Source organism: Plantactinospora sp. WMMB782 (assembly GCF_049179135.1).
GTDB lineage: Bacteria > Actinomycetota > Actinomycetes > Mycobacteriales > Micromonosporaceae > Plantactinospora.
This window is the reverse complement of record NZ_JBMHMC010000007.1, coordinates 6,004,307-6,029,079: the sequence shown is the minus strand read 5'-3', so window position 1 is coordinate 6,029,079 and position 24,773 is coordinate 6,004,307. Positions and strand designations below refer to the sequence as shown.

Below are 24,773 nucleotides of genomic sequence, written 5' to 3'. Positions count from 1 at the left end.
TTCAATTCGTGACCATGGGTGAGCCGAGCAAGATTCTGCTGGACGAGTCGGAGATGCCGCGCCGCTGGTACAACGTCGTGGCCGACCTGCCCGCCGCACCGCCGCCGGTGCTGCATCCCGGCACACTGGCCCCGGTCGGGCCGGACGACCTGGCACCGCTGTTCCCGACGAGCCTGATCGAGCAGGAGGTGACCGCCGAGCGCTACGTGGACATCCCGGAGGAGGTACTCGACGTCTACCGGCTCTGGCGACCGTCCCCGCTGTACCGGGCACACCGGCTGGAACGGGCGCTCGGCACACCGGCCAAGATCTTCTACAAGTACGAGGGGGTGTCGCCGGCCGGGTCGCACAAGCCGAACACCGCGGTGCCGCAGGCGTACTACAACGCGGCGGCGAAAGTCCGTCGGCTGACCACCGAGACCGGGGCCGGCCAGTGGGGCACCGCGCTCGCCTTCGCCTGCTCGCAGTACGGCCTGGACTGCGAGGTGTGGCAGGTGCGCGCCTCGTACGACCAGAAGCCGTACCGGAAAATCATGATCGAGACGTTCGGTGGGGTGATCCACCCCTCGCCGTCCGAACTCACCGCGGCCGGCCGGGCTGTGCTGGCGAGCCACCCGGACTCCCCCGGCTCGTTGGGCATCGCGATCTCCGAGGCGGTCGAGGTGGCCGCCGGCAGCCCGGACACCAACTACGCGCTGGGTAGCGTGCTCAACCACGTGTTGCTGCACCAGACGGTGATCGGCGAGGAGGCGATCGCCCAGTTCGGCAAGGTCGGGCTGACCCCGGACCTGATCGTCGGATGCACCGGCGGCGGCTCCAACTTCGGCGGGCTGGCGTTCCCGTTCCTCCGGGAGAAGCTGGCCGGCCGGATGGAGGTGACGATCCGGGCCGTCGAACCGGCGAGCTGCCCGTCGCTGACCCGGGGCGTCTACGCGTACGACTTCGGCGACACCGCCGGGATGACGCCGCTGATGAAGATGCACACCCTCGGACACGATTTCATCCCCGACCCGATCCACGCCGGCGGGCTGCGCTACCACGGGATGTCACCGTTGATCTCGCACGTCTACGAGCTGGGGCTGATCGAGGCGGTGACGAAGAACCAGCGGGAGTGTTTCGAGGCGGGCGTGCGGTTCGCGCGTACCGAAGGGATCGTGCCCGCTCCCGAGCCCACCCACGCGCTGGCCGCCTGCATCGAGGAGGCGTTGCGGTGCAGGGAGACCGGCGAGGAGAAGGTGATCCTGACCGCGCTCTGCGGACACGGGCACCTGGACCTCGCCGCCTACGGCGCGTACCTCGCCGGTGACCTGGCCGACCACGAACTCTCCGAGTCGCAACTGCGCGCCGCCACCGCCGGCCTGCCCGTCGTCGACGGACGGTAGCGAGTCGACCCGGTCCGACGCGGTGTGGGCGGCTATCCCCGGGAGGAGATCTGCTGTACCGCCCAGCCGTTGCCGTCCGGGTCGCTGAAGAAGACGAACCCGACGTTGTCCAGCGGGTCGTCGACGGGCCTCGGGTTCTCGCCGAGCACCTGGATCTCGCTCACCTCGACGCCCCGCTCGACGAGTTGGGCGCGCGCCTTGGTCAGGTCGGGGACGACCAGTTGCAGGCCACGCAGCGAGCCGGGCGGCATCTCCGGTACGGCGCCGGTGCCGATCACGACCGAGCAGCCGGAGCCGGGCGGGGTGAGCTGGACGATGCGTACCCCGTCGCCGATCCGGGTGTCGTGGTCGACGTGGAAGCCGAGTCGGTCGGCGTAGAAGCTCTTGGCCCGGTCCACGTCGGAGACGGGAACAACCACCACTTCCAGGGTCCAGTTCACGATGACTTCCTCTCTGTGCGGGCGTTCGGCTGGGTGTCGTCGGATGGTCGGCGGGTCTCGGTCAGCTCCGCCAGCAGGTCGTCCAGCCGGCCGTAACCCTCGGCGACACCGCGGCGCATCGGATAGCGGAGCACCCGGTCCCGGCCCTCCGGGGTGGCGTACCGGATCGTGGTGGTCAGGGTGGTCAGTCCGGCCCGTTCGACGAGCCGGTGGGCGATCAGGGTGTCGCCCGGGTACGACTGGTCGTCGTACCGCTCGGTGTAGACCAGCCGGCGGGACGGCTCGATCAACTGGTAGAGCCCGCCGTGCGCCATCTCCGCGCCGCCGGGGCCCCGGGAGACGAACCGCCAGGCGCCGCCGACCCGCAGGTCCAGCCGGCAGTCGACGAGCTGCCAACCCTGCGCGCCGAACCAGCGACGGAGCAGGTCGGGGCGGGTCAGCGCGTCGAAGAGCAACCCGGCCGGTGCGTCGAAGGCCCGGGTCAGCACGATCTCCCGGTCGGTCGGCGTGGTCACGGTCAGCTCCCGACCGCCGCCGCTCACCGTGCCCGCCCCGGGCCGCTCCCGGAATCCTGCTCCGCGACGGATCGGATGGCGTCGTCGGCGGTCCCGGCAGCGTGGATCGCCGTCTCGGCAGCGTGTCCCGCCGTCCCGGCAGCGTGGATCGCCCTCTCGGCAGCGTGCGCCGTGGTCCCGGCAGCGTGCGTCTCGGTGGCCTGGAGTTCGGCGAGCAGACCGTCGAGCCGCTGGTAGCTCTCCGCCCAGTAGTCGCGGTAGTTCTCCAGCCAGTCCACGGCCGCCTTGAGCGGCTGCGCCTCCAACCGGCACGGCCGGCGTTGCGCGTCCCGGCCCCGGGAGATCAGCCCGGCCCGTTCCAGCACCCTGAGGTGCTTGGAGACGGCGGGCTGGCTCATCGCGAACGGCGCGGCCAACTCGGCGACACTCGCCTCGCCGGCGGTCAGCCGGGCGAGGATCGCCCGCCGGGTCGGGTCGGCCAACGCCGCGAAGGTCGCGTCGAGCAGACTGGAACTCATGTTCGTAACCTTTCGGTTCTATAACCAGATGGTTTATATCCTCGCCCGCCCAGGTCCGTCAAGCCGGCCTCGCCGGGACCGGTCGGGGGATGGACCGGCTCCGACCGGTGCGGGCAGCGATGTGGCTGGATACCATCGGCCATGGCCAGACCCAGGATCGACCCGGTCAGCTGGCGACCGGAGCGGGCACCGGCCCGGGCCCGCCAGGGTCGTGGCGCGGACCCGATGCCACCGGTACGCCTGCACGCGGTCCCCGGCCAGGGACCCGAGGACATCGCCGTCGACTCCACCGGACGGGTCTACACCGGACTCACCAACGGCCACCTGGTGCGACTCCCGGCAACCGCCGACGGCGATGGCCACGCCGGTGGCGACGCCGGTGGCGAGGGCGTCCTCCGACCGGTCGCCGAGACCGGGGGTCGGCCGCTCGGCATCGAGGTGGACCACGACGACCGGCTGGTGGTCTGCGACGCCGTGCGGGGACTGCTCCGGGTCGATCCGGCCACCTCTCAGCTGAGCACCCTGGTCGCCACCGGTACCCGGGTCGGGTCGGCGCCGCTGCGGCTGTGCAACAACGCGGCGGTCGCCGCGGACGGTTCGATCTGGTTCAGCGACTCGTCGCAGCGTTTCGAGCTGGCGCACTGGAAGGCGGACCTGCTCGAACACTCCGGCACGGGACGGCTGCTGCGATGGCATCCGGACGGGCGCACCGAGGAGGTGCTGACCGGGCTCCAGTTCGCCAACGGAGTTGCCCTGGCGTCCGACGGGTCGTACGTGGTGGTGGCCGAGACCGGGGCGTACCGGCTGACTCGGGTGTGGCTGTCCGGGCCGCGTACCGGAGAGGTGGACCGGCTGGCCGACAACCTGCCGGCCTTTCCCGACAACCTTGCCCGGGACGGCGACGGGCTGCTCTGGATCGCGATGGGCTCGCCCCGCAACGCGCTGCTGGACCGGGTCGCGCCGTGGCACCCGGCGGTCCGGCGGGCGGTCTGGGCGCTGCCGGAGGCGCTGCAACCCAAGCCCGCGAACACCGCCTGGGTGCAGGCGCTCGACACCGACGGCCGGGTGCGGTACGACTTCCAGGCGACCGTCCCCGGCTTCGCCACGGTGACCGGAGTACGTCGACACGGCGACACCATCTGGTTGGGCAGCCTGCACGGCGGTGTCGTCGCGGCCTTCGACCTGCCGGCCCCGGCCACGGACCGACCCGAGCCGAGTTGACCGCCCGACCGCGTGGTCATGCCGCCGTGCGCAGGCGTTCCACTGCCTTTGCCGCCAGCTCCCGGACGAAGGACTCGTCACCGCTGGCGTTCTCCCAGCCCAGGTCGGCCACGACCGTGATGTGGTCACCGACCCGGGCGACCACGGCCGGAGTGGTGGTGACCGTTTCGTCGCCGCCGTAGTCGAACCGGGCGGAGACCCGGAGCAGCACCGACTCGTCTCCGGCGGAACCAGTTCCGGCGGACTCCCAGCGGTGCTCACCCGGATCCAGGCTGCCCGGACAGCGCCCTACCGCCGCCACGATCTCGGCGAAGGCCGACTCCGCACGCCCCGGGTGCAGCCCCACGTACTGCATGACCACCCGTGGGGTCTCGTTCGCGGCCGGACTGACGTACGCCCGCATGGCGACGGCCGCGACCCGGGTCGCGTCGCCCGGATACGGTCGGCCGCACGGCCGCGCCGGCCGCAGGTGGGCGCTCTCCCCTTCCGGCAACGGTTCGAGTTTCGTCCCGCCCAGATCGTCCGGTCGCAGCAGTGCCGACGCGGGGATCACGTCCGACGCCCCGGGCGACGGCGAGCCGGAGGGCGAGCCGGGTGGCGAGTTCGGTGCGGCCGTGGACGGGCCGGACGACGAGGTGCCGGTGGGAGCGGGCTCGGCACCGCCGTCGGCGGAGCAACCGACGAGCAGGGCGAGCGCCACTGCGGCGGCGGGCAGGACGGTTGGACGCGAACGGCGCATCTGGCACTCCCGGTGGTGGTCGGCTGCTCGGCACCGCACTGCCCGGACGGCAGTTCCGACAAACGTGATCCGACCGGACGACTCGCGCCGCCGGTGCCGCACGCACTCCGTAAAACTCCCTATCGCTACCTGCTGGTGTTAAATTAGCTGCTGATGAGTAATGAAATGTACTCCGTCGAGCAGGTGGCCGATCGGCTCGGCCTGCACGTCCGGACCGTCCGCGGATACATCCGCTCCGGCCGACTGCGGGCGGTCCGGATCGGCAAGCAGTACCGGATCGCCAGGGCCGATCTCGACGCCCTGACCGGCGCTCCGGCTCCGGCGCAACCCGGCGGACCGGCCGCCGTCGAGGTGTCGAGCATCGTGCAGATCGACGGCGTCGGCCGGGCGGCGGCCGACCGGCTCGGCACCTTCCTGCTGGCCGGGGCCAACACCAACCACGACCCCGCGCGTCCGCTGCGGGTGCAGACCGTGCACGACGAGGAACGAGGCCGTATGAAGATCGTGATACTCGGTGACCCGGAGTCCACCGCCGAACTGCTGCGACTGCTCGACGCCGTGCTGCACGGCGACGACGACCTGCTCGGCGGGCAGGTGCGGAATGCCTGACGAGATCCAGGACCGGGCCGGGGTGCCGGTGCTGGTCTGCGATCCGGCCGGGCCGCCGATCGCCACCGAGCAGGACGCACTGGACCTGATCGGCGCGGCGTTCCTCGGCGCCGCGGTGGTGGCGGTGCCGGCGAGCCGGCTGGACCCGAGCTTCTTCTCCCTCGGGACCCGTTTCGCCGGCGAGGTAATGCAGAAGTTCGTCAACTACCGGCTGCGGCTGGTGGTGCTCGGCGACATCTCCGGACATCTGGCGACAAGTTCGGCGCTGCGCGCCCTGGTGGACGAGTCGAACCGGGCCGACCACATCTGGTTCGTACCGGATCTCGACGCCCTCGACGACCGACTCCGCGCCCTGGCCGACCGGCCGGGCCCGCGTCCGACCTGACGAGTTCCGGTCCACTCCTGCGGGCGGCGGCGCCACCTGTTCGGCGATCGCCTACCTGCTCGGGGATGTCCGCCGAGCTGAATACATACTGGCCCGATGGATCTCGCGCTGCTCGGCGCCTTCGTCGTCGCCGTCTTCCTGCTCACCGTCGCGCCGGGGCCGGACATGCTGTTCGTGCTGGCCAACGCCCTGGCCGGCGGGCGCCGGGCCGGACTGGTGGCCGCGCTCGGCATGTCGACCGGGCTGGCCCTGCACACCTTCGCCGCCGCACTCGGGCTGAGCGCGCTGCTCGCCGCCGCGCCGCAGGCCCTGGACGTCGTACGCCTGCTCGGCGCCGCCTTCCTGGTCTACCTCGCGGTCCACGCCTGGCGGTCCTCCGGGGCGGCCACCCCTGGGCCGGCCACCCCGGCACCACCGGCCACCCCCGGGTCGGCCAGCCCGGCACCACCGGCCGCCCCTGGGTCGGTCGCGCCGGGACCGGTCGGACCATCGCCGGGCACCCCGGCGTCGCCGGCCGGTCGACAGCCGCCGGAGCCCGCTCGTCCCGCAGGGCGCGACGGAGCGCGGGACGCCATCGACCGCGCGGCAGGGCCGACGCAGGAGCGGACCGGCCAGGGGTCGCTGCGCAAGGTGTACCTGCTGGCCACCCTGACCAACCTCGGCAACCCGAAGATCGTGCTGTTCTACCTGGCGTTCCTGCCGCAGTTCCTCACCATCTCCGACACCGCCTGGCCGGTCTGGAGCCAACTGCTCGTGCTCGGCGCGCTCTTCATCGCGGTCGGGCTGCCCGTCGATGCCGCTGTGGGGCTCACCGCCGGTACCTTCGCCGAACGGCTGTTCCGGTGGCCGTCGTTCCGGCGCCGGTTGGAACGGGTCTCCGCACTCGTCTTCGCCGGCCTGGCCGCACGCCTGCTGCTGGACGCCCGGGACACCTGACCCTCCCCGAAGTCCGCCGCCGGCGGGGCACTCGGCCCCGCCGAGGGGCGCCGCCCGTCGTACCGGGCCGGTAGCCTGCCCGGCGTGCACAACCCAGCGGGGGCCGGACTCGGGCTGACCGGCGAACTCGCGGCCCGGCGTGCCGTGCTCGACCACGTGCTCGCGCTGGTCGGCACGGCACCGTGCGGCGACGCCCTGGTGCTGCGGGGCAGCATGACGATGCGACCGTGGGTCGGTGACCGCGCACGGGAGCCGGGCGACCTCGACTGGGTGGTCCGGCCGGGGGTTCCGGTCCCCCTCGACGACCTGCATCCGCACCCCTATGTCGACTGTCTCGACCCGGTCCGGCTCTGGCCGGAGGCGGTGCACGGGGTGCCCCGGGACGAGCCCTGGATGTTCGAGGACTTCGACACCGGCGGGCTGCCGGCGCGGCTGCCGCCGGAAGGGCTGCACTGGACCGACGCCACCGGGACCGCCGAGCTGCCCCGCCCGCACGAGGACGTCGCCGAGTTGCTGCGCCGGCACCCCTCGGCCGGCGCCGACGTGCGGGTCGAGCCGGACGGGATCGTCGAGGAGCACACCTGGAGCTACTCGTACGAGTCCGGATACCGGGACGTCGGCGGGTCGGGCGGCGGCGGGAGCCGGCTCGTCGTGCCGTGGCGGGCCGGCGACGCGCTGGCCGGCACGGTCCGGCTCGATTTCGCGTACGACGAGCGGCTGCCCGAGCCGCCCCGACTGCTCGCGGTGCCCCGGCGGGACGCTGCCGGCCCGCCGACGGTGGTATGGGCGGCGACGCCGGAACTCTCACTCGCCTGGAAACTCCAGTGGCTCTGCACCGACCAGGCCGCCGACGGGCTTTCGGCCGGAAAGGACCTCTACGACGCCGTACTCCTCGCCGAACTGCCCGGCGTACGGCTGTCGTCCCGGCTGCTCCGTACGCTGCTGCGCCGGATCCCCGACCCGGAGCTGCTGCGACCGTCGGCGGTCCGGGGCTGGACGGTCGACTGGTCGGCCCTGTCCAGCGGGCACCCGCCGGCCGGGACCGACCCGGCGCCCTGGCTCGACCGGTTGGCCGCCGCGCTGACGGCGGGCCTGCTGGCGTAGTCGGGACACCCCGGCGTCACCGGGCCCGTTGATCCTCCTCGTCCTGCTCGTAGACGTCCGGCACTCCGTCGGCGTCCGAGTCACGCTCCTCCAACAGGCAGATCCGCTGGTAGTGCCGGTTGCGGGCGCGCAGTACGACCGCGGCCAGCAACGCCGAGACCAGCGAGCCGAGCAGTACACCGATCTTGGTGTGGTCGTCGCGGTCGCTGCCGGCGCCGAACGCCAGCTCGCCGATCAACAGGGAGACGGTGAACCCGATGCCGGCCAGCATGGCCAGGCCGACCACGTCCCACCAGCCGAGCCCTTCGGCGAGTCGAGCCCGGGTGAACCGCTGCACCAGCCAGGTCGCGCCGAAGACCCCGACGACCTTGCCCACGACCAGCCCGATCACCACCCCGATGGCGACCGAGTCGCGCAGCGACGCGCCGAGGCCGCCCGCGCCGACCACCGACACCCCGGCGGCGAAGAACGCGAAGATCGGCACCGCGACCCCGGCGGAGATCGGCCGGAACCGGTGCTCGAAGTGCTCGGCCAGGCCCCGCCCGGGTCCCGGCTTCTGGCGCAACACCGGCACGGTGAACGCGAGCGCGACCCCGGCGACGGTGGCGTGCACCCCGGAGGCGTGCACCAGCGCCCAGGTCACCCCGGCCAGCGGCAACAGCAGCCACCAGGACCGGATCCGGCGCTGCACCAGCAGGCCGAACACGGCCAGCGGCACCAGCGCCAGGAGCAGCCAGCCGAGGTGCAGCGCGCTGGTGTAGAAGATGGCGATGATCACGATGGCCAGCAGGTCGTCGACCACGGCCAGGGTGAGCAGGAAGGTGCGCATCGCCGCCGGCAGGTGAGTGTTGATCACCCCGAGTACGGCGAGCGCGAAGGCGATGTCGGTGGCGGTCGGGATCGCCCATCCGGCCAGCGCCCCGTCCCCGGTGTTCAGGTTGACCGCCGTGTAGATCAGGGCGGGCACCACCATTCCGCCGACGGCGGCCGCGACCGGCAGCATCGCCCGGCGGGGCTGCCGCAGGTCCCCGGCGACGAACTCGCGCTTGAGCTCCAGCCCGGCGACGAAGAAGAAGATCGCCAGCAGACCGTCGGCCGCCCAACTCGCCAGCGACAGATCGAGGTGCAGGGCGGCCGGACCGACCGTGAAGTCGCCGAGCGACCGGTATGCCGCAGACCACGGTGAGTTCGCCCAGACCAGGGCGATCACCGCAGCGATCAGCAGCAGCACCCCACCGACGGTCTCGGCGCGCAGGATGTCCCCGATCCGGCGGACCTCGGGCCAGCTACCTCGGGAGAAAAGACTCGGCGTGCGGCTGCCGGGATTGGCCATCAAGGTGCCTCCGATGGGGTCGACGAATGCAGCGCCGACCAGACTTCCCGGCACGCCCGGTCCCACCCTATCGAACCCGCAATCACCACCCCAACAGGAAAGCCCCGCAGGTGGTGCCACCGGCTGCCGGAATGGACGAGGCCGAACCGGCCGGTGCCAGGTGTCGACCGGGCCGGTTCCGCCGGCTCGCCGCTTCCGTTCGACGGGTGGGGAACAATTGGCGCTGTTACGTTGAAAAGATGTTCACCCGGACCAGAGGTATCTTCCGGTCCCTGTTGCTCTACTACTGCCGACCGGCCACCCAACGCCGGGCCGCACGGCTCTACGGACAGTTCCTGCACCCGGGCGACGTCGGATTCGACGTCGGCGCGCACGTGGGCGGTCGGGTACGCGTCTGGCGGCGGCTCGGCGCCCGGGTCGTCGCCGTCGAACCGCAGCCGGACTGCCTGCGCGTGCTGCGCTGGGCGTTTCGGCGGGACCGGCACGTCACGGTCGTGCCGGCGGCGCTCGGCGCCCGACCTGGGCGGGCCACGATGGCGCTCTCCACCGCGACCCCGACCGTGTCGAGCATGTCGGCCGACTGGATCCGCTCGGTGGCCCAGGATCGCAGCTTCGCGCAGGTGAGATGGGATCGCGCGGTCGAGGTGCGGGTGGCGACCCTCGACGTCCTCATCGCGCTGCACGGCACGCCGGCGTTCTGCAAGATCGATGTCGAGGGCTTCGAGGTGGACGTCCTGGCCGGGCTCAGCCAGCCGGTGGCCGCGCTGTCTTTCGAGTACCTCCCGTCGGCACACGACGCCGCGCTCACCGCACTCGACATCGTGGACCGCCTCGGCGCGGCCGCTGGCGGATACCGCTACAACTACTCGCCGATCGAGACCATGCGGTTCGCCAGCCCACGTTGGCTGGACGCTCCCGACCTGGTACGACTGCTCGAACGGTTCCGTCCGCTGGGCCGATCCGGAGACGTCTACGCCCGACTGCCCCGGACACCGGTGCAGCCGAGCCCGGCCCGGGCCGACCGCGGCCGGCGCCCGCCGCACTGATCGGCGGTGACGCTGCTCGACGGTGACGCCGATCGACGGTGGCAGTGCCGCGGCCGGATCAGCAGACCCCTGGCCCGTCGGCTCCGACCGGTAGGCTGCCGAGTCGTGGAAGCCTCGGACCGGGACCGCCGACACACGGCGACGGAGCTGTTCTGGAGCGCCGGACGCCGGCACTGCGCACACACCGGCCGCGAGGCGGTCGGCAGGCTGGCCCGAGCCGACCGCCCGACCGCGTGACCCACGAGCGGTCCGCCGTACCCGTGCTGCGCCGGTTGACCGGGACGGACGCGCTGGCGCTGCGCGACCGGCTGGTCGAGACGTACGCGGCGGTGTTCTGTGCGCCGCCGTGGAACGATCCGCCCGAGCGGGCCGCCCGGTTCGGTGAACTGCTGTCCGGCTGGGCCCGGATGCCCGGCTTCGTCGCCGTACTGGCCGAAGCAGGTGGGACGGCCGAAGCCGGTGGGACGGTTTACGGGTTCGCGCTCGGGTTGACCACGCCGGCTCCGTTCCCCACCGACCGCGCCTACGGGCAGGTGCGCCGTCTGCTCGGACCGGCGGTCGACACGCTCCCCGGCTGGCTGGAGGTCGCCGAACTGGCGGTACGTCCGGCCGCCCGACGCTCGGGACTCGGTCGACGGCTGCTGGCCGCGCTGACCGGCGAACGACCGGCGTGGCTGCTGACCGTCCCGCAGGTCGCCGGCACCACCGACTTCTACGACGCGGTGGGCTGGATCCGGCACGGCAGCGGGCACGGCATCACGCTCTACACCAACCAGCCGCTGCCGCGCTGAGCCGTCGGCGTCGCCCGACCGGTGTTGCCGAGCCACTGACGGCACCGCCACCGGACCATCCCGCGCAGCCCTCCCATGTCTAGAAAACTTGACATGATGTCTGCACTTCTTTACTCTTCGAGATGTCAAAAATTCTTTACTCCTCGAGGGCGGCGACATGTCGTACGAAGAGAAGGGCACCTGGGTCGGCCTGGTGGTCGGCGTCACCGTCTACCTCGGCTATCTCGCGGTCGTCCTCGGTCGGCTGGCCGGCACACCCGCCGCCGCGGTGAGCTACGTGCCTGCGCTGCTGCTCGCCGTCGGCGTCTCGATCGTCGCGTCGATAGTGGCCCGGATCGGGGTCGAGATCGCCCGCCCCAGCGACAGCCACTCCGGCGACGTGCGGGACAGGGAGATCCACTGGCTCGGTGACCGGATCGGGCAGCGGATGCTGATGACCGCCGCGCTCGCCGCGCTCGGCCTGGCGCTCTTCGAGGCCGCGTACTTCTGGATCGCTAACGTGCTCTACCTCGGCTTCGTCGCCGCCTCGGTGGTCGGTTCCGTGGTCAAGCTCCGCGCCTATCGCAGGGGAATGTAGTCGTGGTCAAGCCGACCCGGGTGACCAACTCGATCCGCGCCCTCAGGTTCGCGGCCGGCGAGATGACGCAGGCCCAACTCGCCGAGCGGATCGGGGTGACCCGGCAGACCGTCATCGCGATCGAGCAGGGCCGCTACTCGCCGTCGCTGGAGATGGCGTTCCAGATCGCACACGTCTTCGCCGTACCGATCGACGAAGTGTTCCACTATCCCGCCCCCGGAGGTGAGCAGTCGTGAGAGCAGCCGTCTACCGGAGCTACGGTGCACCCGACGTCGTCCGGATCGAGGAGGTCCCGACGCCGGTCCCCGGCGACCAGGAGATCCTGGTCCGGGTGCACGCCGCGACCCTGGACGTGACCGACGCCACCGCCCGGCGCGGCTCCCCGGCCTTCTCCCGGCTCTTCTTCGGGCTACGCCGGCCGAAGTGGACGGTGCTCGGCTCCGACTTCGCCGGCGTGGTCGAGGCGGTCGGCTCCGCCGTGACCCGGGTCCGGGTCGGCGACGAGGTCGTCGGGGTCACCGGGCCGGATTTCGGCGCGCACGCCGAGTACGTCCGGATCCACCAGGACGGCGCCCTCGCGCCCAAGCCGGCCAATCTCGACTTCGCCGAGGCGGTCGCCCTGGCCGACGCGACCGCGCTGGCGTTCCTGCGCGACCGGGCCCGGTTGCGACCCGGCGAGTCGCTTCTGGTCAACGGCGCCTCCGGAGCCGTCGGTAGCGCGGCGGTGCAACTCGGCCGGCACTTCGGCGCCCGGGTCACCGGAGTGTGCAGCACCGCCCACCTCGAACTGGTACGCGAGCTCGGTGCCGAGGAGGTGCTCGACTACACCACTGCGGACTTCACCCGATCCGGCCGGCGGTACGACGTCGTCTTCGACGTGGCCGGCACGAGCTCGTTCGGGCGGTCCCGCCGGGTGCTCACCCCGACCGGCCGCTACCTCAGTCCGGTGCCGTCGCCGGGTCTGCTGGTCCAGATGCCCGCGACGGCGGCGTTCGGCCGGCGCAGGGCGATAGTGGCGTTCACCGGGCTGCGGAAGGCGGCTGAGAAGACCCGCGACCTGCTGTTCACCCGGGAGCTGGCGCAGGCCGGCACGCTGCGGCCGGTCATCGCCGCCCGTTATCCCCTGGAGCGGATCACCGAGGCGCACCAGCACGTCGACCGCGGCAAGTACGGCAACGTCGTGGTCACCATGACGGGCACCGAGTCACCATGACCGGCACCGACACTACTCGTGCCGGCTGACTCCCTCGGAGTGCATGCCGGTCTCCTCCTGCAACGGGTTGTTGCGGAGGTCGTCGAGCGCGGTGTCGTCGGGGAAGAACCGGCGTCCCGGCCCCGGATCGGGCGGTGCCCCCGGCCCTGCCTCCGGGGTTCGGGTCGGTTCGACAGACCCGAACCCGTGCCTGCCGCTGCCCTGCGCCCACGGTCCGGGCGGCTCGGCGTGTCCGGGCGGCTCGGCGTGTCCGGGCGGCTCGGCGTCGGCCCGGCGCTCGCCGCGCCGTGCGGGCGGCAGGCCGGCCTCCTCGCTTCCCTCGTCCAGCGGCGAGTCCTCGGCCGCACCCCACGGCGCGTCCCGATCCTCGGTGCCGCCGGTGGTGCCCCACGGCTGGACCGATTGCGGACCACGCTCCGGCCCGTCGGGTGCCGCCCGGTCGCCGCTCCCGTCGGCCGCTCCGATCCGGCCCTCCGGGTCCTGGTCCACCGGCCGCCTCTTCGCGCCCATAGCCACCGCCCTCGCTGACGAGTCCCCCGACCGACCTCCCGACCGGGCCCGATACCGGCGCGGGTGCGTTCCCCGCTCACACCGAGACATGCGGCCGACCGGGCAACGATCTCCGCGGACCGACGGTGGATCTTCCAGCGTCGCGGCCGGGCGCGATCGTACGGGTGTGCCGCTCCCCGGGCGTCGCCGTGACGGCCCGACAGCGTCCGGTCACCCCGTACCAGCCGGGTCATCCAGTCGGCGGTGATCGCGGCCCGGTCGTCGTGGCAGGGTCGGACGAGGGGCCCCGGTCAGGCCCGCATGACTGTCGCGATCGGGATGCGGGCGGCCCGGACGGCCGGGATGAGACCGCCGAGCAGCCCGGCCACCAGGCCGGCGACGACACCCGCGACACCCGCCTGCCAGGGGAACACCACGTCCGCCAGGAACGGCGCCCGGCCGGCGAGGAGCGTGCCGGCCGCGCTCAGGGCCAGTGCGGACGCCCCGATGGCCGCCGCGGCGGTGAGCAGACCGGTGAGCAGGGTCTCGGCCAGGACGATGCCGGCCAGCAACAGTCGCGAGGTGCCGACCGCCCGGCGCAGCGCGAACTCCTCGACCCGCTCCCCCACGGTCGCCAGCCCGACGTTGAGGATGCCCGCCACCCCGATCAGCAGCACCAGGCTCGCCATGCCGAGGAAGATCCAGCGGATCAACGCCAGGTCGCGGGCGATCTCCTTGCGGGCCTGGATCGTCTCGAAGTGGATCTGGTCGGCCGGTACCCCGGTCGCGGTGAGCCGCAGCACCAGCAGCCGTTCCAGCTCGTCGCTGCCCGGGGCCATCATCACCTGGAGTCCCGGACCGAACTCGCCGGTGCCGGTGGCCGGCGGCAGCCAGTTGGCCAGTTCGTCGGTGCGGGCGTAGGCGACCGGCTGCGGGTTGCCGTCGTCCACGACGCCGATGATCCGGGGCGTCGGGTTGGCGGTGGCACCGTCGATGCGCATCTCGGCCGGCACCTGGTGCCGGGCGAAGCCCTTCGCCGCCTCCTCGTTGAGCACCAGCCCGGGTGCCAGGGACGGCGCCGAGGCGAAGTCCAGCCACTGCCCGGAGACCGGCCGGAACGGCTTGAACTGGCGGATGTCGCCGGTCAACGTGTTCAGGATCAGCTCGATCGCCTGCCCGGAGACCGGGGCAGCGGTGTCGCCGCCGGGTGACATGGGCCGGCAGCCGTACTGGTCGCAGTACATCGGGCCGCCGGGCCCGTAGCCGCCAGGCTGGTCGAACGGGGCTCCGCCGGGGTTGACCGGGGCGACCCCCGGCTCGCCGACGATCGCCTGCCGGGTCGCGATCGCGACCGCGTCCGGCCGGTTGCCCAGGGTGTCGATGCTGGCCTGGACGCTCTGCGCCGTTCCCGGCAGGTACGCCTGCCGGGTGCCGTCCTTGCCCACCTGTAGCGCGAGGTTCTCCAACTGGGCCCGTTCGAGGGTCTCGGCGCCGGCCTGCACCACCACCACGGCCAGTACGCCGAGGAAGAGGCTCACCATCGACAGGAAGGTGCGCATCTTCCGGGCCCGGATGCCCTGCAAGCCGATGATCGTCGCAGATCGGAACCTGCCGGAGAGCCGGATCACCGGACCGTCCCTTCCTGACCGGCGTGCGACGGGCTGACCGACCCGCTCCCGGCGGGTACGACCCCCGACGCGGCAGCCCCGGTCGACCCCGACCCGGCGACACCGGCGGGCACCGGCCCGGCAGCGCCGGCGGGCACCGGTGCGGGGGACCGGGCCGCGGCGGCTTCCGGTGTCCACGCCTCGTCCGGACCGGCCGCGGCGGCGGGCCGGAGTACTCCGTCGCTGAGCCGCAGTACCCGGCTCATCTTGTTGGCGTGGTCCCAGTCGTGGGTGACCAGGATCAGCCCGCAGCCCCGGTCGGTGGCCGAGCGCATCACCTCGATCACCAGGTTGCCGGTCTCGGTGTCCAGCGCGCCGGTCGGCTCGTCGGCGAGCAGCAGGCGGGGTTCCCGGACCAGGGCGCGGGCGACGGCCACCCGCTGCTGTTCACCGCCGGAGAGCCGGGCCGGACGGTGCTTCGCCAGGTGCGCGATGCCGACCTGGTCGAGGGCGGCCATGGTGCGGGCCCGGCGCCTGCGGCGTGGCAGCCAGCCCTGTCCGTTGACGAGGGCCATCGCTACGTTCTGTGCGGCGGTGAGATGCCCCAGCAGGAAGAACCGCTGGAAGACGAAGCCGAACTCCGCGCTGCGCAGGGCCGCCGCCCGGCGCTCGGGCAGCCGGCTGATGTCCCGGCCGCCGAGCAGGTAGCGTCCGCCGTCCGGCCGGTCGAAGAGGCCGATCAGGCTGAGCAGTGTGCTCTTGCCCGAGCCGGACCGACCGACGATGGCCACACTCTCTCCACTGTCGACGGTCAGGTCGACGCCGTCGAGGATCGTGCGTGGTGCGCGCTGCCCCTTCAGCGTCTTGGTGATGCCGTCCAGTTCCAGCAGCGCCGTCATTTCCCGCCCATCGGGTCGGCGGGGCCGCCGGGCTGTCCCGGCTTGGCCGGCGGCAGGTTGGGCCCGGGTACGGCCACCGTCTCGTCCCCGGTCAGCCCCGACTTGATCTGCACGACCTTGCCGTCGCTGAGCCCGAGCACCACGTCCCGGGTCTCCCGGCTGCCGTCCGGGCCGACCACGTCCACCTTGCCGCTGCCCTGCCCGCCGGCGACCGCCTCGACCGGTAGCACCAGCGCGTCCTTCGCCCGGGCGGTCACCACCTCCAGGGTGGCGACGGCACCGTTGATCAGTTTGACGTTCGACGGTGCCGCGCAGACCAGTCGCATGCCGGTCGGCTCGGACGGTTCGACCGGCCGCCCCGGGTCGGGTCGTGCCGGGGCTGGCGGCGCCCCCGGCCCGGCGGACGGGTCGGTCGACGGCTCCGGGGCCGGCGGGTCCGGGATCGTGCCGGCCGGCAGCGCGGCGATGGTGCCGAGGACCTTGCAGGCGAACGGGCCGGGCCCGTTCTTGATCTGGGCCTGCACGGTCGCCACCGAGTCGGAGATCTGGTATGCCTGAGCGCCGTCGATCTCCGCGACCAGCCCGTAGCCGACCCGCTTCGCCGACACCACCGGCATCCCCACGGCGACGGTGGACCGGTCGTCCAGGAGCCGACCGGCGAAAACGGCCCCCGCCGGCACGTCGACCCGGTGCGACCTGCCCTTGGCCCAGATGCTCGCCACCCGGGTCGGCTTGGTCGGCGTGCTTCTCGGCTGCTCGACGTCGCGGTAACGGATCTGGCCGGCGACCGGGGCGACCACTCCGAAGACGGGGTTGATGGTGACCTTGCCGGAGAGGCTCACCCGGTTGTCGAGGTTCTGCCGGGCCGGCTTGGCGGTGGTCAGGGTGGTGCCCCGGGCCGCGAGGCCGGGAGTCTCGGCCTCCGGCTCGGACGCGGTGCAGGCGGTGGCCGCACCGACGAGCAACACGAGCACACCCGAACACCGCAGTAGTCGCCTTCGCACCGGCACCCCTCACGCAGATCTGGACGACATCTGAAAAGACGCGGTCTGCCGGTCGTCGGTTGCGCACGAACGGGAGGTTTTCGCGACGAGGACCGGCAGCGGACGGCGGTACGGTCGTCCTGCGCACCGCTACCGCCGTATCAAACCAGAACGAACCCACCGGCATTGTCCCGTCCGCACCGGGTGCGGCCGGGTACGGACGGTCGGGCCGGCGGCAACGGGTCCGGTGCCGGGCGGACGGTCAGTCGAAGTGCCGGACCTCCGGCCACAGTTCCGCCCAGGTCAGCCGGCGGTCACGGCACAACACGATCGGGACGCCCTGTTCCTCGTTGTCGACCCCGACCCCGTTGTCCAGCCGCCCGGCGAGCCGGCAGGTGCCGAAGTACCGCCGTAGTTCACCCTCCTCGCCGACCCCGACTCCGACCAGTACGGTCGCCGACTCCGGCGGCGGGCCGTAGTAACCGAGTTCGTTATGTCCACTGTAGATAGCGGGGAGCCGGCCGGCGCCGAGCCGGGTGAGCGCACCCGCCTCGCCGTAGTTGGCGGTCAACACGACCGCCGCGGCCCGGTCGGCGGGCGGCAGGGCGTCGTACGCCCGGACCACCTGGTCGACGTAGCGGGGCCAGCCGACCGAGTCGGCGGCGGTGATGTTGATACCGGGCACCGGCGTGTCACCGAGCGTCCCGACCGGCACCAGCGGCAGCGCGATCACCGCGCTCGACACCGCGTTCAGCAGGTACGCCGCACCGACCACCAGCCTGCGGGCCCGCTGCCGTCCCCGGCCCAGCCAGTCGGCAAGCACCACGCATCCGGCGGCGAAGAGCGTGCCGAGCAGCCCGTACGGGTAGTACGGCTGACCGCCCGACACCAGCACCAGTACGCAGACCACCAGGTAGGCCACGGCGAGTGCGCGTACCGGTCGCCAGGATGGGCGGCGCAGCAGTCCGACCAGTCCGGCGAGCCAGACAGCCGCCAGCGGAGGACCGATCAGCAGGAACTGGAACGGCACGAAGGTGCTGCGCGACTCGGCGCCCTTGTCCTCGGCGATCGCCGCCGCCATGCCCGCCTGCGGCAGCTCGTGACTGAGCTGGTAGACGAGATTCGGAGCGCCGACCAGCAGGGCCAGCCCGACTCCCGCCCAGAGCCAACGGTCGAGCAGTACCCGGCGCGGGCCGACGGCCAGCAGCCCGGCGCCGAGCCCGACCAGCAGCAGCACCACGAGCAGCTTGTTGTAGAGGCCGATCCCGAGCACCGCCCCGGCCAGCAGCCACCAGCGCGGCTGGTTCCGCAGCAGTGCCCGAGCGGCGCAGAGGACGATGCCGAGCCAGACCACCATGTCGAAGCCGGCGGTCAGCAGTACGTGTCCGAAGATCAGCGTCGCGCCGCCGGTGCCCAGGCCGGCCGCGGCCAGGGTCTGTGCGAGCGCCCCGCCGCCCAGTTCCCGAGCGACCAGCGCGGCCAGCAGCAGCGCGGCCAGTACACCGAGGGTGGCCGGCACCCGCAGCCCCCAGAGCGAGCCGCCGAAGAGCGTGTCGGCCAGCCGGGCGATCGCCGGGGTCAGCGGCGGCTGGTCCCGGTAGCCCCAGTCGGGGCGGAGCATCAGGAAGTACAGCTCGTCGCGGTGGTAGCCGTAACCGCCGTTGGTGGCCAGCAGCACCGCCGCGACCAACCCGGCGACGACGCCGAGCGGACGCCAGGCGACCGGGGCGAGGACGACCCGCCCACCGCCGCCGGTCCCGCCCGCCCCCGCCGCACCAGTGCCACCCGGGTGCGTGCCGGCCGAGTCCGTGCCAGCCGAGTCCGCGCCGGGTGCGTCCGCTTCATACTGGTCCGCTCCGTGCGGATCCGCTCCGGGTACGGCCGTTGCGGGCGGGCCCGGTGACCCGGCGGTCACGGCGGATCCGACGGCGTGCTCGGTCATGGAATGGCCCTCCCCCTGGCGGCGACGGCACCGGTCGTCCATCACCCGGGAGGACCTCGCGTCGATGCCTAACGGTTAGAGCTTAACCGTTAGGCATCGGCTGTCAACGCCCGCCCACAGCAGTCCCGCGAGCAGTGGCCGAGCCGGCGAGCTGTCCGGTCCGGAGCTGGCCCGTGCGGTAACCGTCCGAGGTGGACAGCACAGGCACCTGGCGGGCCGGGTTGCCCCGCCAGACGGTGCCGGACGGCAGGCTGCTGCCCTTCATCACGAACGAGTCCGGCGCCACCAGCACGCCGTCGGCCAGCTCCACGCCGTAGTGCACCAGGGCACCCGTGCCGACCGAGCAGCCGCGACCGAGCCGGATCCGGTCCGTCTTGAACGTCCCGTCCTCGAGCGAGTGGGCGTGCAGCGTCGACCCCTCGCTCAGGGTGCAGTGGTCGCCGATCTCCACCAGGGTCCGCTCCGGCATCCCGCAGCCGTCGTCGAAGACCCGCCGGCCGACCCGTACGCCGTGCAGGCGCAGCAGCAGCGGCTTGAGCGGGGTGCCGTTGAACAGGCCGAGATGCCCGACCCCGGTCAGCTTCCAGTACCGCTCGTGCCGCCAGTACCGGGGGTCGTAGATCGAGCAGTGCAGTGGGCGCAGCCGGCGGAAACCGAGGCAGAGCCAGTCCACCAGCACCGAGTAGCCGACGATCGCCAGCAGGGCGAGGCCGATTCCGGCGCTGAACGTCCAGAGGTTCGGCCGGGCGCCGTCGTGCACGCCCTCGACCCGTACCACGATCTGGATGGCGAGGTGGAAGAGCAGCCAGCCGCTGAGCAGGTACCAGCCCATGGTGCACAGGTTCGAGCGGTTCTTCCGGGACAGCCGGCGGCGGAACTCGTCCCCGGTCCGGTACGCGTCGAAGGCGGCGTCCCGGCGCACCGAGCGGGGAATCTCGAACGGCGGCGACCCCAGCAACCCGACACCGGAGCGGACCGGGCCGTCGATCGGCACCATCACCTTCGTCGCCAGCAGGCAGTTGTCGCCGACCCGGGCTCCGGCCGGGAAGATGATCCGGTTGCCGAGGAAGTTCTCCGCACCGATGGTGACCTGGGACAGCGCGAACGAACTCGGCGAGTACCGGGCGTTGCCCATCGACAGACCGTCGGAGACCAGCACCCCGCCGCGTACCTCGCAGAGGAAGGGCGTGTCGTGCCGCTGACCGCAGCCGAAGTTCGAGCCGGTCTGCCTTACCTGCCGGAACCGCCAGCCGATCGCCCGGAGGTAGCCGAGCACGTACGAGCTGTCCCCGAAGAGGAGGTTGAAGAACGGGACGTTGCTGAACCGGGAGACGGTCTGGTAGCAGATCCACCGCCAGCCGTAGAGCGGATAGACCCGGTCGGCGGTGAGGAAGAGGTTCGCCAGCCGGGGCACCGCCAGCACCAGCAGGGCAGCGAGCAGGATTCCACCGAGATACATCAGCAGCGACCCGGAAACCGTGCTGATGTCCAGCGCGAAGGCGAGCGCGGCGAGCAGGACGAGTAGCTGGGTGTCCAGCACCACCCGGCCAGCGAGCTGGACGCCGCCGTAGGCACCCCGGCGGGCCGTCGAGCAGCGCCGGGGCTCGGGGGCCGGATTGCCGCCGCCGCCGGGAACCGCTGGTGAGCCGTGGAAGCGCGCTCCGGCCGGTACGAGCTGCCCGGCCCGGGGCGACGAGGCGTGCCCGAGATGGGCGCCGTCGCCGAGCACGGTGTCGAGGTCGAGCACGCAGCCCTCGCCCACGTTCGCGTCCCGACCCAGCCGGACCGGGCCGGTGGTGATCCAGCCGGCCTCGGCCCGGTAGCCGGCGAAGCTGACACCCTTGCCGACGACGGCACCGGCACCGATCTCCACCAGGTCGGTGCAGACCGGCACCGAGCGGGACAGCACCAGCGCACCCGGGCCGACCTTCACGCCCAGCGCCCGCAGGTAGAGGTTGTAGACCGGCGATCCGGCGAAGAGGACCAGCGGACTGGCCCGGATCATCCGCTTCACCACCCAGAACCGGAGGTAGCGCAAACCCCAGATCGGGAAGGTGCCGACCCGCCACCGCCCGACCAGCAGCCACTTCAACGCCACCGGCAGCACCGCCAGGGCCGCGAACCAGGCCACCCCGAAGCCCAGCGACCGCAGCGCGAAGCCGGCCGCGCCGCTGCCGTCGGTGATCCAGTTGTATCCGGTGAGCGCCACCGCGGCGAACAGCACGATGCAGCCCAGGCCGAAGAGGATCTGGAACACCGCGCAGCCGTACCATTCCAGGTCGCTCGGGACGCGGTGGGCCGGACGCGCCGGTTCGGACGGTGCCGGCGGGACCTCCGCCGCGACGACGGTGGCCAGCTGCCGGACGGTCGGATTCAGGTACACGTCCTTTATCGACACGTCGGCGCGCAGCCGTTCCCGCAGCCGGGCACAGTACCGGGACATCACCAGCGAGTCGGCGCCGAGATCGGTGAAGAAGTCGTCCCGGACCGAGACCCGGTCCACCCGCAGCAGGTCGGCGAGCAGGTCCGCCAGGGCCGACTCGGTCTCGCCGACCGGTGCGACGAGCGGCGTGGTCGGCAGTGTGCGCGGCCCGGACGGCGCCGGCAGCCGCTTGCGGTCCACCTTGTCGCTGGGCAGCGTCGGCAGCTCCGGCAACTCCTCCAGGTAGGCCGGCACCATGTAGCCGGGCAGCCGGCCGCGCAGCGCGGCCAGCGCCGCCGCCGGATCCAGCGCGTCCGCGCCGCCCCGGCGGGTGTAGAAGGCGGCGAGTTCGACCACGCCGGGCTCCGGCTGGTACGTCGTCACCGCCGCCTGGGCCACCTCCGGCAGCCGCAGCAGCACCGACTCAATTTCGGTCAGCTCGATCCGGTAGCCGCGCACCTTCACCTGGCTGTCGATCCGGCCCAGGTATTCGAGCTGTCCGTCCGGGGTGATCCGGCCCAGGTCCCCGGTCCGGTAGATCCGTCCCGACGGGTTGTCCGGGATGCCGACGGTGTCCGGGACGAACGCCCGGGCGGTCAGGTCGGGCCGGTTGACGTACCCCGGGGAGAGGCCGATCCCGGCGATCCCGATCTCGCCGGTCGCGCCGGCCGGCAGCGGCCGCTGCGCGGAATCCAGGATCAGCACCGAGTACGTCGGCAGCGGCACCCCGATCGTCACCGGCCGGCCCGGTTCCAGCCGGCCCCAGGTGGCGGTGACCGAGGTCTCGGTCGGTCCGTAGACGTTCAGCAGCGTACGTCCCGGCCGGTGCCACCGGTCCACCAACCGTGTCGGGCACGCCTCGCCGGAGACCAGCACGAACCGCAGCTCCGGCAGTTCCTCCTCGATGGTGGCCAGCAGGGTCGGCACGCAGCAGAGCGCGGTCACCCGGTTGCGGGCGAGGAAGCCGGCCAGGTCGCTGCCGACCAGCGCCCCGGGGGCGGTGCTGGGCACCAGCGTCGCGCCCGCGACCAGCGGTACCCAGATCTCCTCGACCGAGAAGTCGAAGGCGATCGTCATCCCCTGGTAGACGCGGTCGTCCGGACGCAGTCCGTAACACTCCACGGCCACCCGGACGAAGTTGCAGATGTTCGCCTGGTCGATGGCCACGCCCTTGGGCCGGCCGGTACTGCCGGAGGTGTAGATCAGGTACGCCAGGTCACGCCCGCCGGGCCCCGGATCGTCCGGCCGGAGCCCGTCGGGTTCGCCCGCGCCCCGCCGGAGTTCGTGCGGCCCGATCCCGTCCCGCCGGAGTTCGTGCCGCCCGACCTCGTCCCGCCGGAGTTCGTGCCGCCCGACCTCGTCCCGCCGGAGTTCGTGCCGCCCGATCCGGTGGCACGGGTAGCGGTCGAGGTCCGGGGCGGTGTCGAGCACGATCACCGTGCCGGGCAGGCCGTCGAGCCGGTCGGCCAGGCTGCCGAGCGTGACTGTCGTGCCGACTCCCGCATCGGAGAGCACGAAGCCGATCCGGTCCGCCGGGAATCCCGCGTCCACGGGGACGTACACGGCATGGATCTTGGAAACCGCGAGCATGGCCAGATAGGCGAAGGCCGACCGGTCGAGCAGCAACCCGACCCGGTCCCCCCGGCGTACGCCGCGGGCCCGGAGCAGCCGGCCGAGCTGGTTGGCCCGGGCGTCCAGTTCGGCGAAGGTCAGCCGGCGCTCGCCGTCGTCCACGGCCAGGTGCTCCGGATCGCCCTCGGCGGCGAACCGGTCGCACCGCTGCTCGAAGAGATGGTGCAGGCGCTCCCCCGGTCGCCAGCGGACCCGGTTGTCGGCGCCCTGCGCCGTCAGCACCGGTCCGGCGCCGGGCCGGCTGTCCCGGGTCGGGGTACGGGGCACGACGGTGGCCGCCCCCCGGGGTGTCACCGGGGCCGGGCCGGTCACGCGGGCACCAGGCCGGAAGAGCCGCGCAGGTCCCGCTCCGGCCCGACGTCCGGCCCCCGGTCGACACCCCGGGCCGCCGCCAGCAGGATGTCGAGACCGTGCTGGAGCTGCTCGTCCTCGGTGGTCAGCGGCGCCAGCACCTTCACCACCTGGTCGTACGGGCCGGCGGTCTCCAGCATCAGACCCTCGGCGAAACAGCGCCGGGTGATGGTGGCGGCCAACTCCCCGGAGCCGACGTCGACGCCGCGCATCATCCCGCGCCCCTTCGGCACCGCCCTCGGCACCGAGTCGGCCACCTCGGCCAGCCCGCGCGCGAGCAGGTCGGCCCGGCGGGCCACGACGGCGGTGAAGTCGGCGTCGGCCCAGAACTTCGTCAACGCCACCCGGGCGGTGACGAAGGCGTGCACGTTGCCCCGGAACGTGCCGTTGTGCTCGCCGGGCTGCCAGACGTCGTACTCGGGGCGGATCAGCAGCAGCGCCATCGGCAGGCCGTACCCGGAGATCGACTTCGAGAGTACGACCAGGTCCGGAACGATCCCGTACGGCTCGAAGCTGAAGAACGTGCCGGTACGCCCGCAGCCCGCCTGCACGTCGTCGACGATCAGCAGTGCGCCGCTGTCGTGGGCCAGCTCGGCGACCCGGCGCAGCCAGGCGGCCGAGGCGACGTTCAGCCCGCCCTCGCCCTGCACGGTCTCCAGCATGATCGCGGCCGGCGCGTCCAGTCCGCTGGACGGATCCCGCAGCATCCGCTCCAGCAGGTCGGCGGTGTCGACGCCGGCTCCCTGGTATCCGTCGTACGGCATCCGGGTCACCCCGGGCAGCGGCAGCTGCGGACCGACCCGGTGGTGCCGGTTCCCGGTCGCCGCGAGCGCGCCGAGCGAGACGCCGTGGAAGCCGTTGGTGAAGGCGACGACGTTGCTCCGGCCGGTCACCTTGCGGGCCAGCTTGAGAGCCGCCTCGACGGCGTTCGCCCCGGTCGGCCCGGTGAACTGCACCCGGTAGTCCAGCCGGCGGGGCAGCAGCACCAGCGACTCGAACGCGGCGAGGAACGCGCTCTTGGCCGAACTGGACAGGTCGAGGCTGTGCGCGATGCCGCACTGTTCCAGATGGGCGATCAGCGCCGCCCGCATGTCGGCGTCGTTGTGTCCGTAGTTCAACGATCCCGCACCGGCGACGAAATCGAGATACTCGCGGCCGGTGACGTCCCGGACCACGCTTCCTTCCGCTGTGTCGAATACACAGTCGAATCGACGGCAGTAGCTCCGTACCGCCGATTCCCTACGTTCGAAGACCCGACTTTCGTCCGCGCCCGCCGCTCCGCGCACCTGTCATCGCTCCTTCCGGGTCTCTGCCCGTTCCGCCTGGTCGGCCGCAGCCGCCGACCAGTTCCGGGAGTCTGGGATGTCAGTAGGTCCAACCGGCGACCGCTGTCCGGGTTGCGGCAGCACGAGACGGCGAAGTCAATTGGTAGGATTACCGACTGAACGCTTGCGGTCCGGTCGGGTCAGCGCCCTGATATGTGAATTCCGCCCCACGGGCACAACTGTGTGCCCGACCACCCGGCACGGCCGCTCCGCCCGACCACCCGGCACGGCCGCTCCGCACGGCCACCCGGTACGGCCGCTCCGCACGGCCGCTCGGCATGGCCGCTCCGGGCGGCCGGGCGGGCGGCCGCGTT

22 protein-coding genes and 1 pseudogene are annotated in these 24,773 nt (G+C 72.5%); 11 read left to right on the top strand and 12 right to left on the bottom strand.

The genetic code is table 11. The features are described from left to right. Positions 1-14: 14 nt before the first annotated feature. Positions 15-1,382, top strand: coding sequence for a TrpB-like pyridoxal phosphate-dependent enzyme (locus tag ACN28A_RS28915; protein ID WP_421400351.1), 1,368 nt, complete (start codon positions 15-17; stop codon positions 1,380-1,382). A gap of 32 nt (positions 1,383-1,414) precedes the next feature. Here ACN28A_RS28915 and ACN28A_RS28910 read toward each other — a convergent pair whose 3' ends face one another. From ACN28A_RS28910 to ACN28A_RS28900, 3 genes and pseudogenes are all read right to left on the bottom strand, one after another. Continuing rightward, positions 1,415-1,822: a VOC family protein gene (locus ACN28A_RS28910; protein ID WP_421400349.1), complete on the bottom strand. Its 408-nt coding sequence runs from the start codon at positions 1,820-1,822 to the stop codon at positions 1,415-1,417. Beyond that, positions 1,819-2,343, bottom strand: a complete 525-nt coding sequence (locus ACN28A_RS28905) for an SRPBCC family protein (protein ID WP_421404694.1) — start codon at positions 2,341-2,343, stop codon at positions 1,819-1,821. Before ACN28A_RS28905 ends, ACN28A_RS28910 begins: the two co-directional genes overlap by 4 nt. A gap of 185 nt (positions 2,344-2,528) precedes the next feature. After that, positions 2,529-2,855, bottom strand: a pseudogene (locus ACN28A_RS28900) (ArsR/SmtB family transcription factor); the annotation flags it as partial. 141 nt (positions 2,856-2,996) lie between these two features. On the opposite strand from ACN28A_RS28900, the gene ACN28A_RS28895 reads away from it, so the two are divergent. Further along, entirely contained in the window at positions 2,997-4,076 is a 1,080-nt protein-coding gene (locus ACN28A_RS28895; protein WP_421400348.1) for an SMP-30/gluconolactonase/LRE family protein, read from the top strand. Between the two features lie 16 nt (positions 4,077-4,092). On the opposite strand, the gene ACN28A_RS28890 is transcribed toward ACN28A_RS28895, so the two are convergent. After that, positions 4,093-4,815, bottom strand: a complete 723-nt coding sequence (locus tag ACN28A_RS28890; RefSeq protein ID WP_421400346.1) for a hypothetical protein — start codon at positions 4,813-4,815, stop codon at positions 4,093-4,095. A 153-nt stretch (positions 4,816-4,968) separates the two neighbouring features. On the opposite strand from ACN28A_RS28890, the gene ACN28A_RS28885 reads away from it, so the two are divergent. From ACN28A_RS28885 to ACN28A_RS28870, 4 genes are all read left to right on the top strand, one after another. Then, the gene (locus tag ACN28A_RS28885; RefSeq protein ID WP_421400345.1) at positions 4,969-5,424 is read left to right on the top strand and encodes a helix-turn-helix domain-containing protein; all 456 of its coding nucleotides are present in this window, start codon (positions 4,969-4,971) and stop codon (positions 5,422-5,424) included. Continuing rightward, positions 5,417-5,809 (top strand): DUF4180 domain-containing protein, encoded by a 393-nt coding sequence (locus ACN28A_RS28880; protein ID WP_421400342.1) that lies wholly within the window; start codon positions 5,417-5,419, stop codon positions 5,807-5,809. The genes ACN28A_RS28885 and ACN28A_RS28880 overlap by 8 nt, the downstream gene beginning before the upstream one ends. A 96-nt stretch (positions 5,810-5,905) precedes the next feature. Further along, entirely contained in the window at positions 5,906-6,745 is an 840-nt protein-coding gene (locus tag ACN28A_RS28875) for a LysE family translocator (RefSeq protein WP_421400339.1), read from the top strand. 84 nt (positions 6,746-6,829) lie between these two features. Further along, a complete protein-coding gene (locus ACN28A_RS28870) occupies positions 6,830-7,849 on the top strand; it encodes a nucleotidyl transferase AbiEii/AbiGii toxin family protein (protein WP_421400337.1) in 1,020 nt (339 codons plus the stop codon). 16 nt (positions 7,850-7,865) lie between these two features. Here the strand turns inward: ACN28A_RS28870 and nhaA are convergent, their stop codons facing one another. Further along, entirely contained in the window at positions 7,866-9,182 is a 1,317-nt protein-coding gene (gene nhaA / locus ACN28A_RS28865; RefSeq protein ID WP_421400334.1) for a Na+/H+ antiporter NhaA, read from the bottom strand. Positions 9,183-9,421: 239 nt separating this feature from the next. Between nhaA and ACN28A_RS28860 the strand changes: the two genes are divergently transcribed. From ACN28A_RS28860 to ACN28A_RS28840, 5 genes are all read left to right on the top strand, one after another. Further along, positions 9,422-10,228, top strand: coding sequence for an FkbM family methyltransferase (locus ACN28A_RS28860; RefSeq protein WP_421400332.1), 807 nt, complete (start codon positions 9,422-9,424; stop codon positions 10,226-10,228). Positions 10,229-10,461: 233 nt separating this feature from the next. After that, on the top strand, positions 10,462-11,019 hold the full coding sequence (locus ACN28A_RS28855; RefSeq protein ID WP_421400330.1) for a GNAT family N-acetyltransferase: 558 nt from the start codon (positions 10,462-10,464) through the stop codon (positions 11,017-11,019). A 157-nt stretch (positions 11,020-11,176) separates the two neighbouring features. Then, positions 11,177-11,596 carry a hypothetical protein gene (locus ACN28A_RS28850; RefSeq protein ID WP_421400328.1) on the top strand — a complete coding sequence of 140 codons (420 nt, stop codon included), beginning with the start codon at positions 11,177-11,179 and terminating at the stop codon, positions 11,594-11,596. A gap of 2 nt (positions 11,597-11,598) precedes the next feature. Continuing rightward, the gene (locus tag ACN28A_RS28845) at positions 11,599-11,832 is read left to right on the top strand and encodes a helix-turn-helix transcriptional regulator (RefSeq protein WP_421400326.1); all 234 of its coding nucleotides are present in this window, start codon (positions 11,599-11,601) and stop codon (positions 11,830-11,832) included. After that, a complete protein-coding gene (locus ACN28A_RS28840; protein ID WP_421400323.1) occupies positions 11,829-12,809 on the top strand; it encodes an NAD(P)-dependent alcohol dehydrogenase in 981 nt (326 codons plus the stop codon). The genes ACN28A_RS28845 and ACN28A_RS28840 overlap by 4 nt, the downstream gene beginning before the upstream one ends. 12 nt (positions 12,810-12,821) lie before the next feature. Here the strand turns inward: ACN28A_RS28840 and ACN28A_RS28835 are convergent, their stop codons facing one another. The 7 genes from ACN28A_RS28835 to ectB all read right to left on the bottom strand — a co-directional run bounded on the left by ACN28A_RS28835 (position 12,822) and on the right by ectB (position 24,420). Continuing rightward, positions 12,822-13,319, bottom strand: coding sequence for a hypothetical protein (locus ACN28A_RS28835; protein WP_421400321.1), 498 nt, complete (start codon positions 13,317-13,319; stop codon positions 12,822-12,824). 290 nt (positions 13,320-13,609) lie between these two features. Beyond that, complete coding sequence (locus tag ACN28A_RS28830) at positions 13,610-14,926, bottom strand: ABC transporter permease (RefSeq protein WP_421400319.1); 1,317 nt, start codon at positions 14,924-14,926, stop codon at positions 13,610-13,612. After that, positions 14,923-15,804, bottom strand: coding sequence for an ATP-binding cassette domain-containing protein (locus tag ACN28A_RS28825; protein WP_421400316.1), 882 nt, complete (start codon positions 15,802-15,804; stop codon positions 14,923-14,925). Before ACN28A_RS28825 ends, ACN28A_RS28830 begins: the two co-directional genes overlap by 4 nt. Continuing rightward, on the bottom strand, positions 15,801-16,778 hold the full coding sequence (locus ACN28A_RS28820; protein WP_421400313.1) for an efflux RND transporter periplasmic adaptor subunit: 978 nt from the start codon (positions 16,776-16,778) through the stop codon (positions 15,801-15,803). Before ACN28A_RS28820 ends, ACN28A_RS28825 begins: the two co-directional genes overlap by 4 nt. A 271-nt stretch (positions 16,779-17,049) precedes the next feature. After that, positions 17,050-18,729 carry a glycosyltransferase family 39 protein gene (locus ACN28A_RS28815; RefSeq protein ID WP_421400311.1) on the bottom strand — a complete coding sequence of 560 codons (1,680 nt, stop codon included), beginning with the start codon at positions 18,727-18,729 and terminating at the stop codon, positions 17,050-17,052. A 103-nt stretch (positions 18,730-18,832) separates the two neighbouring features. Further along, positions 18,833-23,095, bottom strand: a complete 4,263-nt coding sequence (locus ACN28A_RS28810; protein ID WP_421400309.1) for a Pls/PosA family non-ribosomal peptide synthetase — start codon at positions 23,093-23,095, stop codon at positions 18,833-18,835. After that, the gene (gene ectB / locus ACN28A_RS28805) at positions 23,092-24,420 is read right to left on the bottom strand and encodes a diaminobutyrate--2-oxoglutarate transaminase (protein ID WP_421400307.1); all 1,329 of its coding nucleotides are present in this window, start codon (positions 24,418-24,420) and stop codon (positions 23,092-23,094) included. Before ectB ends, ACN28A_RS28810 begins: the two co-directional genes overlap by 4 nt. Between the last annotated feature and the right edge of the window lie 353 nt (positions 24,421-24,773).

Coding starts and splice junctions, on each gene's coding strand:
- ACN28A_RS28915 (WP_421400351.1), top strand. CDS start 15: ATGGGTGAGCCGAGCAAGATTCTGCTGGACGAGTCGGAGATGCCGCGC.
- ACN28A_RS28895 (WP_421400348.1), top strand. CDS start 2,997: ATGGCCAGACCCAGGATCGACCCGGTCAGCTGGCGACCGGAGCGGGCA.
- ACN28A_RS28890 (WP_421400346.1), bottom strand. CDS start 4,815: ATGCGCCGTTCGCGTCCAACCGTCCTGCCCGCCGCCGCAGTGGCGCTC.
- ACN28A_RS28885 (WP_421400345.1), top strand. CDS start 4,969: ATGAGTAATGAAATGTACTCCGTCGAGCAGGTGGCCGATCGGCTCGGC.
- ACN28A_RS28880 (WP_421400342.1), top strand. CDS start 5,417: ATGCCTGACGAGATCCAGGACCGGGCCGGGGTGCCGGTGCTGGTCTGC.
- ACN28A_RS28875 (WP_421400339.1), top strand. CDS start 5,906: ATGGATCTCGCGCTGCTCGGCGCCTTCGTCGTCGCCGTCTTCCTGCTC.
- nhaA (WP_421400334.1), bottom strand. CDS start 9,182: ATGGCCAATCCCGGCAGCCGCACGCCGAGTCTTTTCTCCCGAGGTAGC.
- ACN28A_RS28860 (WP_421400332.1), top strand. CDS start 9,422: ATGTTCACCCGGACCAGAGGTATCTTCCGGTCCCTGTTGCTCTACTAC.
- ACN28A_RS28850 (WP_421400328.1), top strand. CDS start 11,177: ATGTCGTACGAAGAGAAGGGCACCTGGGTCGGCCTGGTGGTCGGCGTC.
- ACN28A_RS28835 (WP_421400321.1), bottom strand. CDS start 13,319: ATGGGCGCGAAGAGGCGGCCGGTGGACCAGGACCCGGAGGGCCGGATC.
- ACN28A_RS28825 (WP_421400316.1), bottom strand. CDS start 15,804: ATGACGGCGCTGCTGGAACTGGACGGCATCACCAAGACGCTGAAGGGG.
- ACN28A_RS28815 (WP_421400311.1), bottom strand. CDS start 18,729: ATGACCGAGCACGCCGTCGGATCCGCCGTGACCGCCGGGTCACCGGGC.